The sequence below is a fragment of the Gloeocapsa sp. DLM2.Bin57 genome (genome assembly GCA_007693955.1).
Lineage (GTDB): Bacteria > Cyanobacteriota > Cyanobacteriia > Cyanobacteriales > Gloeocapsaceae > Gloeocapsa.
Genome location: RECR01000096.1, coordinates 25,738 through 37,823, shown reverse-complemented (window position 1 = coordinate 37,823; position 12,086 = coordinate 25,738). Strand labels below are relative to the sequence as shown.

Annotated in this window: 12 protein-coding genes; 5 read left to right on the top strand and 7 right to left on the bottom strand. The window is 38.3% G+C overall.

Features of this window, described 5'->3' with window-relative positions; genetic code table 11:
- Positions 1-66: 66 nt before the first annotated feature.
- The 5 genes from EA365_12825 to EA365_12805 all read right to left on the bottom strand — a co-directional run bounded on the left by EA365_12825 (position 67) and on the right by EA365_12805 (position 6,490).
- Positions 67-1,686: an iron ABC transporter permease gene (locus EA365_12825; GenBank protein ID TVQ43372.1), complete on the bottom strand. Its 1,620-nt coding sequence runs from the start codon at positions 1,684-1,686 to the stop codon at positions 67-69.
- 2 nt (positions 1,687-1,688) lie between these two features.
- Positions 1,689-2,618 carry a protein translocase subunit SecF gene (secF, locus tag EA365_12820; protein TVQ43371.1) on the bottom strand — a complete coding sequence of 310 codons (930 nt, stop codon included), beginning with the start codon at positions 2,616-2,618 and terminating at the stop codon, positions 1,689-1,691.
- 2 nt (positions 2,619-2,620) lie between these two features.
- Positions 2,621-4,036, bottom strand: coding sequence for a protein translocase subunit SecD (gene secD / locus EA365_12815; GenBank protein TVQ43370.1), 1,416 nt, complete (start codon positions 4,034-4,036; stop codon positions 2,621-2,623).
- 77 nt (positions 4,037-4,113) lie between these two features.
- Positions 4,114-4,452, bottom strand: coding sequence for a BON domain-containing protein (locus EA365_12810; GenBank protein ID TVQ43369.1), 339 nt, complete (start codon positions 4,450-4,452; stop codon positions 4,114-4,116).
- 94 nt (positions 4,453-4,546) lie between these two features.
- Positions 4,547-6,490 (bottom strand): hypothetical protein, encoded by a 1,944-nt coding sequence (locus EA365_12805; protein ID TVQ43368.1) that lies wholly within the window; start codon positions 6,488-6,490, stop codon positions 4,547-4,549.
- Positions 6,491-6,629: 139 nt separating this feature from the next.
- Here EA365_12805 and EA365_12800 point away from each other — a divergent pair, with 139 nt between their 5' ends.
- Positions 6,630-7,703, top strand: coding sequence for a peptidylprolyl isomerase (locus EA365_12800; GenBank protein ID TVQ43367.1), 1,074 nt, complete (start codon positions 6,630-6,632; stop codon positions 7,701-7,703).
- Positions 7,696-8,682: a thiamine-phosphate kinase gene (locus EA365_12795; GenBank protein ID TVQ43366.1), complete on the top strand. Its 987-nt coding sequence runs from the start codon at positions 7,696-7,698 to the stop codon at positions 8,680-8,682. The genes EA365_12800 and EA365_12795 overlap by 8 nt, the downstream gene beginning before the upstream one ends.
- A 109-nt stretch (positions 8,683-8,791) precedes the next feature.
- Here EA365_12795 and EA365_12790 read toward each other — a convergent pair whose 3' ends face one another.
- Positions 8,792-9,022: a hypothetical protein gene (locus EA365_12790; GenBank protein ID TVQ43365.1), complete on the bottom strand. Its 231-nt coding sequence runs from the start codon at positions 9,020-9,022 to the stop codon at positions 8,792-8,794.
- A 25-nt stretch (positions 9,023-9,047) separates the two neighbouring features.
- Between EA365_12790 and EA365_12785 the strand changes: the two genes are divergently transcribed.
- From EA365_12785 to EA365_12775, 3 genes are read left to right on the top strand one after another with little or no spacing between them, the layout of a single operon-like run.
- Positions 9,048-9,410: a nucleotidyltransferase domain-containing protein gene (locus EA365_12785; protein ID TVQ43364.1), complete on the top strand. Its 363-nt coding sequence runs from the start codon at positions 9,048-9,050 to the stop codon at positions 9,408-9,410.
- Positions 9,392-9,862, top strand: coding sequence for a hypothetical protein (locus EA365_12780; GenBank protein TVQ43363.1), 471 nt, complete (start codon positions 9,392-9,394; stop codon positions 9,860-9,862). Before EA365_12785 ends, EA365_12780 begins: the two co-directional genes overlap by 19 nt.
- A 59-nt stretch (positions 9,863-9,921) precedes the next feature.
- Positions 9,922-11,139 carry an amidohydrolase gene (locus EA365_12775; GenBank protein ID TVQ43362.1) on the top strand — a complete coding sequence of 406 codons (1,218 nt, stop codon included), beginning with the start codon at positions 9,922-9,924 and terminating at the stop codon, positions 11,137-11,139.
- On the opposite strand, the gene EA365_12770 is transcribed toward EA365_12775, so the two are convergent.
- Positions 11,127-11,939 carry a transposase gene (locus EA365_12770; GenBank protein TVQ43361.1) on the bottom strand — a complete coding sequence of 271 codons (813 nt, stop codon included), beginning with the start codon at positions 11,937-11,939 and terminating at the stop codon, positions 11,127-11,129. The genes EA365_12775 and EA365_12770 overlap by 13 nt on opposite strands.
- Between the last annotated feature and the right edge of the window lie 147 nt (positions 11,940-12,086).

Sequence of the window (12,086 nt, the reverse complement as noted above, 5' to 3'; positions counted from 1 at the left end):
AAATAAGGACGCGATTCATCTCACGCTTATTTGAGAAAATAAAGCTTGAGGCTTCTCGCGGTTAAGCTAACTTTTTTGATTAGCAATTTTTACCGAGAGAAAAATCACGGGAATTATTCCTACTAAAACGATCGCTAAAGCTGGTGCTGACGCTTCACGTAATCTTTCATCGGAAGCGTATTGAAAAACCCTAATGGCTAAAGTATCAAAATTAAAAGGTCTCATCACTAAGGTTGCGGGTAATTCCTTCATCACATCGACAAAAACTAACATTCCCGCGGTTAAAATTCCTCCCCACATTAAGGGTGTATGGATTTCAATTAAAGTTCTCAAAGGATTATAGCCTAAACTCCTAGCTGCTTCGTCTAAACTGGGTTTAATCTTCTGTAAACTTGATTCGATCGCCCCAAAAGACACAGCAAAAAAGCGTACTAGATAAGCAAAGATTAGGGCTACAATCGTTCCTGAAAAGATTAATCCGATCGTTACATTTAGATTAGATAACCCTTGGATTAACAAGTTATCCAATCTTCCCATGGGTATTAATACTCCCACTGCAATCACCGAACCAGGAATAGCGTAACCCATACTCGCGATTCTAACCGCCATATTAACCAATGATTGACCTTGTAGTCTTTGAATATAGGCGATAATCAGGGAAATAACCACAGCGATAACAGCGCTTAAACTAGCTAAGATTAAACTATTGTTAGCTAACTGCCAAAAATTGTTTTCAAAAGCTTGATCTAAGTTATTCACAGTCATATCCAGTAAATATACACCAGGTAGTAAAAATCCCAAAGCTAGGGGTAAAAAACAGATCAACCAAGCTAAACTACCACGAAGATAATTAAGTTGATATCGCTGTATCTGTTGTTGATTACTTCCTGATTGATAATAACGGGCTTGACTACGTGACCATCTTTCCAGGATGATTAAGAATAAAACAAAGAACATTAAAAAAGCTGCTAGTTGTGCAGCTGCTACCCTTTCTCCCATGCCAATCCAAGTACGATAAATTCCTGTGGTGAAAGTACTCACCCCGAAATAAGATACTGTCCCAAAATCGTTGAGGGTTTCCATCAAAGCTAAAGCTAAACCCGCCATAATCGAAGGACGCGCTAAAGGGAGGGCGATCGTCCAAAAACTGCGCCAGGGTGTACAACCCAAAGAGCGACTAGCTTCTGTAGTACAAACAGATTGTTCTAGAAAAGCTACTCTGGCTAATAAATAGACGTAGGGATATAAGACGAGGATTAACATGGCGATCGCCCCCCACAGAGAACGAATATTGGGAAACCAGTAATCCCTTACACTAGTCCAACCAAAGATATTGCGTAAAGTTGTTTGTACTGGACCGAAATAATCTAGCATATTAGTGTAAGTATAAGCTAGTAGGTAAGCAGGTGCTGCTAGGGGTAATAGTAAAGCCCACTCAAATACACCCCGTAGCCAAAAGTTACACATGGTCACTAACCAAGCTGTACCTACTCCGATCACGAGAACACCTATAGTTACTCCCAACATCAACCATAGGGAGTTAGTGATATAACCTGGAAGTACTGTACTAGCTAAATGTTGCCAAATTTCCCCTGCGTCTGTAAAGATACTGCTTAAGACAAAGATAACAGGGGTAGCGATTAAAGCAGCGATCGCCAATACGAAAGCTGTCCAAACATTAAACATTCCTATTCTACTGCTAATTGATTTGAGCGACTATTCCTCCACCATGCTAACAAAGTGCTGGCGATAAATATACTGGAGTAAGAACCACAAATAAACCCGATAATCAAAGCTAAGGCAAAATATTTGAGTGTTTCTCCCCCAAAGATATAGATTGTCACTAAGGGTAAAAGAGTAGTGATGGTGGTATTAATCGATCGCCCTAAAGTTTGATTAACCCCGAGATCAACTACTTCTCTGATATCTAATTCTGGTTGATCTTTAGCTATTTCTCTGATGCGATCGTAAATAACCACCGTATCATTGACCGAAAAACCGATAATCGTGAGTAAAGCTACCAGAAATAGGGAATCTACCTCTAAACCAATCACTAATCCTAGGATAGCGAAAACTCCCGCGGTAATAAAGACGTCGTGGAAGAGGGCGATAATAGCGAAGATAGCATAGTCTAGCTGGAATCTAATGCTTACATAAGCAATAATTCCCAAAAAAGAGACTATTAAGGCTAAAGTTCCCGATCTAAATAACTCTTTCCCTATAGTTGGACCTACGGTATCTATTTGAGTTTTTTGAGGATCAAAAGTCCCGATACTTTCTTCTAAAGCTGAGATTAACCTACTTCTTTGTTCTACATTAATATTTTTACTGCGAATAGATATACCAAAATTATCGACTCTTTGAACACTGCTATCTGCTAATTCTTGACTAGTGAGAATTTCTCTGACTGTAGCTAATTCTATAGGTTGAGGACAATTATTTTCTAGTTCACAGTTTAACTCTAATTGTAAACGAGTTCCCCCAATAAAATCTAATCCAGGACGTAGGGGTGCGTTTATTTGTTGCCATGATAAAAACATAGCAGCTAGACTCAGGGCGATCGCCATTGCTGAAATTGCCCACCAAAGCTTTTGATATTTAATTACACTTATTTTCATGGTTAAGATTTAGGGGAAACGGTAAGATTAGGGCAAAATAGTTTAGGGTTTTGTCTGACTTTAGGCATTCCCAAGACCACAAATAATAACAAAGTACGACTGCAAGTTACAGCTGTAAACATACTGACTAATACCCCAATCGCTAGAGTGAGGGCAAAACCTTTTACTAAACCTGAACCTAACCAGAATAGAGCAAAACAAGCGATCAGAGTGGTCACATTACTATCTAAGATACTGGAAAAAGCGCGATAAAAACCTGATTCTACCGACTTATAGAGAGTTTTTCCCTTACGTAACTCTTCTCTAGTGCGTTCAAAAATCAACACATTGGCATCTACAGCCATACCAATACTTAAGATAAACCCCGCTATCCCTGGTAGAGTCAGAGTAACATTTACTAGAGAAAAACTAGCCAGAGTTAAGAGAGTATAGACTATTAAAGAGACATCAGCGATTAACCCAGGCAACCTATAATAAGCTACCATAAAAATTAGCACTCCTATTAACCCTGCTAATCCTGCGTAGATACTCCGTCTAATGCTATCTTGTCCTAAAGTTGCACCTACGGTACGATTTTCTACTACTTCTACAGGGAAAGGTAGTGCTCCTCCTTTAATTTGTACTGCTAGATCGTTAGCCGAGTCTAAGTTAAAATTACCACTAATTACTGCTCTTCCGCCTGAGATACCTGTAGCTGCGTATTCAGGACCTACTCTTGGTGCGCTTAATAAGACATCATCTAGGAAAATACCGAGGGTGCGACCTGTTCCGGCTATTTCTTTGGTTAATTGGGCGAATTTGTCTCCACCTTCTGAGTCAAAGACGATCGCTACTTCCCAATTATTGCCATTGGGTAGAGGTTGAGGACGCGCATCAATTAAACTAGCTCCAGTTAAATCTACTGATGCAAATAATTCTAATAACGCTTGATTGGAGTTTTGTAGGGATTCGGTTAATCTAGCGATTTCTGCTTGTTGTTCAGCTGTGGTGGGACTTTGTCTAAGTAGTTCTAATTGTAATTCCGTTTGACTTCTTATTTGTAGTTCTACTTGTAATTGAGCGTCCGTATCCCTTTTCTGTTCTCGAAACTCTAATTTAGCAGTTCCTCCTAAAACCCTTTCTGCTTCTGTGGGATCGTTTACTCCTGGTAATTGTACCAGAATTTTATCTTCTCCTACAGTTTGAATCACTGGTTCAGCAGCACCGAGATTATTGACTCGTTTTTCTAAGACTGTTTTCAGGGAATTTAGGGAAAAAGCGTCGATAACCTCGTTTTCTTCATTAGGTAAAGCTTGGATGGTTAATTGTGACCCCCCTTTCAAGTCTAATCCTAACCGCGGTGGTAATTGGGTGATGATGGCGATCGCCCCTAAGACTAGAGTCAGAATCAGAAAAAGTAACAGACGCTGTTTTTGCATTCTTGGTTCAGTTTTTGCGACAAATATTTTCTATTTTATCGTTTTCGATCCACACTAATATTAGTGTGGACATTTTCTTAACCTACTTTTACTTGGGAACTATCTACAGCTGTTGCACCTTCTACACCTTTAGCGATTGATATCGCTTTATTGAGATAGTCTTGAGAGGGTACTTCCCCTTTAAGAACTACTGTAGTTCCTGTTTGAGCTACCCAGAGACGTTCTAAATCGTCTAATTGTGGATCATCATCAAAAGCTAGGACAACTCTTTTAGCTAATCCACTTTGATCGTATTCACCGTCTAATCCAACTCTTTCTGGTGGGATTGCTTCACCTACTTCTGTTTTAGCTTGTTTAACCGCGGGGGGTTTTGCTGGTTTTTTGCTTCCGGGAAATATTCTACTTAACCAACCCATAATTTTTATCCTTGTGAGTTATTTTAAATTCTTGTCTGCTAATCTCTCACATTTTGGTCTATGGGCTGGTTAATTTTATACTTTTTTAACTTTGCTAAAATTCCCATTGTCGTGAATTGGTAAAAATATTAAAACTAGGTACTATTTTGATACTAAAACTTCCTTCATTAGTAAGAGTTGAGACCGTTTTATAGTCTAGTTGTAACCGTAATCCTGGGACAAATTCTCTAGCGAGGGTAAAAATTGCCCCACTACCGAGATTCCCTACACGATAACCACAACTAATCTCCCAAAAACCTTGGGTATCAGCTTCAGGGATGGAACGATAACGCCAACCTATGGTAGTTAAATGGTGATCATTGTCTAGGAATTGATAAGCTTCATAGTGAACAAATAACCAATAACCATGACCTGCGTTAGCTAATTGAAATAGATTATAACTTAGTTCTGTTTGTTGACGATTAGGTGATTCTGCGTAACTCAATTGCAAATGACCTAAACGAGAAGTAACACTCCAGCTAATCTCTTGTTGTTGATTTAAGTCTAAGGTAAGGATAGTAGCCAGAGAATCTTTTTGATAGGCTAAACGTAAACTATTGTGCCAACTATTTTCATGATTATTACCACGAACTGTTATATTAAAGCTAGGTAAGGCTTGCCAATTAAAAGCAATATTCCGACGCAGGCGATCGCTGTTAAAATCTACTATCAAATTAGTAACAGGTTGTAACCTAACTTGACTAGTCATATATAACCCATCGATATTAGGAGAGTTTAGTAAAGATAAGGTTACTTGTAGAGGAAAATTAGTTGGTTGATAGAGTAATTCTCCTACTCCTTGCCATGTTTCGTGATAACCAAAATTAACAGCAATAGTTAAATCATCGGTTAAACCATAACGATAAGCTATTTCTGTTTGTAAATCATCTATTCCACCTAACAAGCTTTGTTCTAAATTAGTTTCTTTAGTTATACCACCAGATATAAGTAATGCTGATGCACCCCTAGGTAATTGATGGGACATGGTGTTAAGGGTAATAGTTTTGACTTCTATAGGTTCAGGGTTATCTTGGTGGTAGAATAATAATTGATATTGAGTAATTTGTCCTGGTTGAGTGGGTATATTATCGAAGCGATAAACACCCCTATTATTAGTTACAGTAGAGGCTATTTCTTCAGTAGAGTTAACTCTAACCAGTTTAACTATTGTTTCAGGTGTAGTTGTTCCCATAATAGTTCTACCTACTTGGTCAGCTTGTAGTCTATTACGTATATTTAAATAAGGTGAAGCATTAGCAATAGGTTTAAATCCCCAACGTTGGATAGTGGTAAAACCGATAAAATTACCGCGATATTGTCCTAACCAAGATTGAGGTTGTATCCCGAGTAGATAATCAGCGGAATCATGCTGATAAGTATATCTAGCATCCTGAATATAAAGAGAACGAGGGTTGAATAAATCGGGTTGATAAGTACGAACATACCACTCACCGCCAAAAGCTTTACCTAGGATAGTATTATCCCGAGAATTAAGGGAAATAACGTCAATTTCTGGGGGTGAGGAGGGAGGGAGATTAACACTTTGACTAGCGAGAGTTTCTGTGCGCAAAGCTAACCATTGGGGAGTAAGATTAATAGTTTGACTATTGTTATTAACTTCACTATTGATGGCTAATAAATCTTCAAGTTTAGCGAGAGAAACAACCAAACCTAATTGAGGATCTAAGTCTAATTCTCGGGTGGGAATACGCACAACTTGAGCAGGCGATCGCAATTCTAGCTGTTGTTCATTAACGGGAATAACTTGCAGGTTTAAGACTTGGGCTACCCTATCTAGTGGTAATAACCAATGATTATGATTAGATTTTTCTTGGGATAAAGACCGAACCAAAATATTAGTAGATATATCTTGACCAGCTATTAACAAATCGTAAGAAAAAATCTCGGTTTGTGTGTTGATCTCAGCGGTTGTTTCTGAGTAACATTGGCTCGGTAAAACAACGAGAGTAGAGATACTAAGAGTAACTACCCAAGACAAAAACTGCAATTTTGAGCAGATTTGCTGGATAAACATAAAGTGTGAGGGAGTGGGTTAAAAGTTATTATAAGTCTTTTTGTACTTTGAACCTTTCTAAAGGATACTAGAAATTGGGTCAATACGATGGAGAATAACCTGAATGAAAATACTTTTCTTAACAATATACTTGCTTACTTTGTTAGTGATGCCTGCTCAAGCAGCACCAATTCAAATCAGTATGTTAGCCCAAGGAGACGCAATTACAGATCCTACCTCTTTACTAAGATATGCTCTTCCTATTGATAACAACCAAGTTAGAAGACTACAAAAAGATATCGAGGAAATAGCTAAATATTTGCGGAGTAAGAGATGGGGACCTATTCAAAGCAACCTCAAAGACGCTTATCTAGTCACTAGCTTACGTAAAGACTTACTCTTAGCTAGTGTACCTGAAGGGAAACAACCCCAAGCAGAAGAACTTATCGACCAGATAACCAACCAAATCACAGAGTTACAAACCATAACCAAAACCAAAGACAAAGAACAAGTTTGGGAAAAAAGACGAGTAATCCTCGATGAAATTACGACTTTACAGGAATTGATGGTACAGGGTTACCCTTTTGAAGTTCCTGCAGAATATAGCAATTTACCACAACTCAAAGGAAGAGCTACCATAGAGATAGAAACCACCCAAGGATTATTAACCGTGGTAGTAGATGGTTATAGCGCTCCTGTAAACGCGGGTAATTTCGTTGATTTAGTCGATAGAGGTTTCTACGATGGCTTAAACTTTGTGCGCAATCCTAGTGACTTCGTGGTACAGTTTGGTAAACCCGAAGGCAAAGAAGAAGGATTTATCGATCCAGAAACAGGAAAATATCGCGCTATCCCCCTAGAATATCTCATCAAAGAAGATGAATTACCTACCTATGGTGTAACTCTAGAAGAGTCAGGAATTTATCTAGCTGATTTAGCTTTACCCTTTAGCGCTTATGGTACCCTAGCTTTAGCACGTCCTGAAAATGAACCCAATGGAGGATCTTCTCAAGTATTCTTCTTTAAGTTTGATACTGAGTTAACCCCTCCTGGATTTAACCTTATGGATGGACGTTATTCGGTGTTTGGTTATCTCGTCGATGGTAAAAAAGTCTTGGAAAATTTGACACCCGCAGATAAGATAATTAGTGCTAAAGTGATCAAAGGCAAAGAAAACTTAGTACGACCCAATGACTAAGGTTAGAGATATTGGAGAACAAGGATTATTAAGCAAATTGCAGCGTTTTTGTCCACCAGGAGTAGTGGGAGATGACGCAGCAGTTTTAACCATAACTCCAGGAAAATCTCTAGTAGTCACTACCGATGTCTTGGTAGATGGGGTGCATTTTAGCGATCGCACTACCTCAGCACCACAGGTAGGCTGGCGCAGTGTTACCGCTAATCTATCAGATTTAGCAGCTATGGGAGCTTCTCCTCTAGGGATTACCGTCGGGTTGTCTCTAGAGGGGGAAACCCCTGTAAGTTGGGTAGAAGCATTATATCAGGGGATGAGTGATTGTTTAAGCTTGTACAATACTCCGATAGTTGGTGGGGATATCTGTGCTTCTCGGGTTAATACCGTCGCTATCACCGCTTTAGGAGAAGTAGCAAGCGATCGCGCTTTTACTCGTTTTCAAGCCAAACCAGGAGATGTTATCCTCATCACAGGTTATCATGGAGCATCCCGGGCAGGTTTAGAATGTCTCTTACATCCAGAAATAGCTACCATCTTACCCCCGGAAGCAAAAAAATATTTACTAAAAGCACATCAACAACCCCTCCCCCGTCTAGAGGTTATCCCACCACTTAGAGACATTCTTCCCGAAACTACTATAACAGCGATGGATAGTAGCGATGGTTTAGCCGATGCTATTTTACAGATTTGTCGCTGTAGTGGGGTAGGTGCAGAAATCGACCTACAGTTATTACCAATCCTACCGATATTAGAGCAATATTTCCCTAGTCAAGCTCTCAATTGGACTTTATACGGTGGGGAAGATTTTGAGTTAGTCTTGTGTCTCCCTGAAAAAGCAGCTCAAAAAGTACAACAATTCCTCGGTAAACCCTCCAAGATTATTGGCAGAATTACTCAGGGAAATCAAGTAAAATTAATCAATAGTGGCAATAATAATTACACCAGAATACTTAATTTAAAGGAAGGTTTTCAACATTTTTAGTACAATAATAAATATCATGATCTTCTCTAAGACCATAACGTTGTCTTTCTTCTTTACCAAAAAATGGGTAAAAGCCTCGTCCTTCAGGACGACTTTTATTTTTTCTAGGCTATAATAATTTTATACCTATTAAGCTAATATAGGGAAGAAATTCACGAAAATTCCCACCACAACAAGGACAAGTATAGTTATTACCTCGATATTTAATACTTTGCCAGAAACTTTGCCACTGTCTATGATATTCTTTCAGAGAGCGTCGATATTGTTGACGCCATTCCCAAATTATCGAACGTTGTTGCTCACTAAGTACATTCCTGGCTAATGATTTGATACTTTCCATAGTTTTTTCTTTAATATTATTACAAATGGAACAAAAAAAAGCATTTTCTACTACTAAGTTAGATGAAATTTTACGCGATCGCTCTTCTTGTCTAGAACAACAAAGAGTATTACTATTAAATAAAGTCCAAGAATGGTTGAATAAATTTAGTGCTAGTTATGGTATTGAACAAGCTTATATTTTTGGCTCTATTTTACGTTCTGGTCACTTTCACGAACAATCAGATATAGACATCGCTGTTGTGCAAATTAACCCTGAAGATTATTTTACCGTTATTAGTCTCCTGCAAGACTATTTAGGTAGAGAAGTAGATGTAATTATGCTTAATCACTGTTATTTTGCTCAAAAAATTCGCGACACAGGTTTATTATGGATAAAAACACCTTAATTTTACTGAAAACTGATCTACAAGGACAAAGACAGTTAATTAATAATATTTTTCAAAAACTTGAACAAAGAGCAGAGGGATTAACTCCAGATGATTTAATTCGTCTAGAAAGTATAGCTTATCAAATTCATAATCTTTATACCGCTAGTGAAGACTTACTCAAGATTATAGCTACTTATTTTGAAAACAATATTACTAATACTGCCCAATGGCACGCTAATTTATTGACCAGATTAAGTCAAAATATTCCTGGAATTAGACCAGCATTTTTAACAGAAGAAACCTTTTTAATTTTGAATAGTTTGCGTGGTTTTCGTCATTTTTTTCGTCATGCTTATGGCGCTAATATTGAATATGATCAATTAAAAATAAATCTAGATAAAGCTCTAAAACTTAGAGAATATTTAGCCAAAGATTGTGATAATTTTCTCAAGAAAATAGCAGCTGAATAATGGTTAGCCAAAAACCCGTAAATTTTTGTACAATAGAGAAAATGTAGTAATAAGTAAAAATGGTCTTCTCTCTCACTGAATCTCCTAGTACAGATTTATCACAAGTACGCTTAACAATTAGAAACTTACAACCCCAACTAGTACAATGGCGACGCTATCTACACCAACACCCCGAAATCGGTTTTCAAGAACATCTAACTACCGAGTTCGTCAGTCGCAAATTGCAAGAATGGGGTATTAAACATCAGACAGGAATAGCTAAAACAGGAATAGTTGCTACCATCGAAGGAACACAACCAGGACCTGTAATCGCCATTCGTGCGGATTTAGATGCACTACCGATTCAAGAACAAAATCAGGTAGAATATCGCTCGCGACATGATGGTTTTATGCACGCTTGTGGACACGATGGACATACAGCGATCGCCCTAGGAACTGCTTATTATCTATCTCACTATCGAGACAACCTCAAAGGAACAGTCAAAATCATCTTTCAACCCGCAGAAGAAGGTCCAGGTGGGGCTAAACCCATGGTTGAAGAGGGAGTACTCACCAATCCTCAAGTAGATGCGATTATCGGTTTACACCTGTGGAATCGTCTCCCTTTAGGTACTGTTGGTGTACGTAGTGGAGCACTGATGGCTGCGGTAGAATGTTTTCGTTGTACAATCTTGGGTAAAGGTGGTCATGGTGCAATGCCAGAACAAACCATTGATTCTGTGTTAGTTAGCGCTCACATCGTTACCGCTCTACAAACTGTAGTCGCGCGTAATGTAAACCCCTTAGATAGCGCTGTAGTAACCGTAGGAGAACTCCACGCAGGAAAAGCTCTCAATGTTATCGCTGATACAGCTCATTTTAGCGGTACAGTACGTTATTTTGACCCCCAATACCGTGGTTTTCTAGAACAGAGAATTGAGCAGATTATCGCGGGTATCTGTCAAGCTCATAACGCTAAATATGAGTTAGACTATTGGCATCTCTATCCTCCTGTGATTAATGACCCTGCTATAGCATCCTTAGTGCAATCTGTAGCCACTCAAGTAGTAGAAACTCCCGCGGGAGTAGTTCCGAATTGTCAAACCATGGGAGGAGAAGATATGTCTTTCTTCCTACAAGAAGTACCAGGTTGTTATTTCTTCCTAGGTTCAGCAAATCAAGCTAAAGATTTAGCCTATCCTCACCATCATCCCCGTTTTGACTTTGATGAAACAGCTTTAGCTATGGGGGTAGAAATTTTTGTTCGCTGTGTAGAAAAATTCTCTCAACAAGCGTAAACTTGTCCATCAATCAGTAAGCGAGTGATACCTTTAGCTTTAAGATAGGTTGCTGTTTTTTTCAACAAACGACCATCGGGTATCTTAATCACTCGCTGAGAACGATTAGAAAAGCGTCGAGCTACTTTTTGATTATCAAAAATAGGCAAGGTTTTCTGTTCTATCTCTGTAGTTGGTATCTTACCTAAATCTCCAAATTCTCTCAAGGGTTTGGTAATTAATTCAGCGAAGCGATCGATAACTACATAACAAATTTTGGGGAAATAAGCTTCAGATAAGGGTAAAATCTCAATCTGAGGTAAGTTAGTGATAATCACGGTTGCTGAGTCATCTTTTGATTCTTCCGAGTCATCCTCTTCGGGGTAATCATCCTCTTCCTCTTCATCTGAGATCTCTTCTAAATCCTCTCCTAATAATTCGTTGAGACTGACAACATCCACTAATTCTTCGTTTGACTGTTGAGAGGAGGATTCTGTAACTATTAGTTCTAACTCCTCTGATTTGGCTGTAGAGGGAGATTCTGTGATGGGTTTTAACTCCTCTGATTTAGTTGTAGAGGGAGATTCTGGGATGGGGTTTAACTCTAATTGAGCTTCATTATAGATCTTGCGACCAATTAAACGTTTTTTGTGAACCAATTCTTCATATTCTGTAGGAGAAAAATTACTTTTTAAAAACCTATTGATAGTTGAACTACTTACTCCATAGCGTTGAGCTAGAGTAGCTGTAGTGGCTGCTGAAGTACGATAAAGTTGAATAATTTCTTGTTGCTCAGAATCAGAGAGTTTTTTCGGACTCATGATTGTTTTTAAAAGGTTAGTTAAATATTTAAGTCTGGTTTTGTTAACATTCAAGTACAAATACTTACTTGTTGACTAAAACTATATACGTTTATATGATATCTTTTTTCTGGTAAGTTATAGTAAAAAATTGATTAAAACAATTGC

Coding starts and splice junctions, on each gene's coding strand:
- EA365_12825 (TVQ43372.1), bottom strand. CDS start 1,686: ATGTTTAATGTTTGGACAGCTTTCGTATTGGCGATCGCTGCTTTAATC.
- secF (TVQ43371.1), bottom strand. CDS start 2,618: ATGAAAATAAGTGTAATTAAATATCAAAAGCTTTGGTGGGCAATTTCA.
- secD (TVQ43370.1), bottom strand. CDS start 4,036: ATGCAAAAACAGCGTCTGTTACTTTTTCTGATTCTGACTCTAGTCTTA.
- EA365_12810 (TVQ43369.1), bottom strand. CDS start 4,452: ATGGGTTGGTTAAGTAGAATATTTCCCGGAAGCAAAAAACCAGCAAAA.
- EA365_12800 (TVQ43367.1), top strand. CDS start 6,630: ATGAAAATACTTTTCTTAACAATATACTTGCTTACTTTGTTAGTGATG.
- EA365_12795 (TVQ43366.1), top strand. CDS start 7,696: ATGACTAAGGTTAGAGATATTGGAGAACAAGGATTATTAAGCAAATTG.
- EA365_12790 (TVQ43365.1), bottom strand. CDS start 9,022: ATGGAAAGTATCAAATCATTAGCCAGGAATGTACTTAGTGAGCAACAA.
- EA365_12785 (TVQ43364.1), top strand. CDS start 9,048: ATGGAACAAAAAAAAGCATTTTCTACTACTAAGTTAGATGAAATTTTA.
- EA365_12780 (TVQ43363.1), top strand. CDS start 9,392: ATGGATAAAAACACCTTAATTTTACTGAAAACTGATCTACAAGGACAA.
- EA365_12775 (TVQ43362.1), top strand. CDS start 9,922: ATGGTCTTCTCTCTCACTGAATCTCCTAGTACAGATTTATCACAAGTA.
- EA365_12770 (TVQ43361.1), bottom strand. CDS start 11,939: ATGAGTCCGAAAAAACTCTCTGATTCTGAGCAACAAGAAATTATTCAA.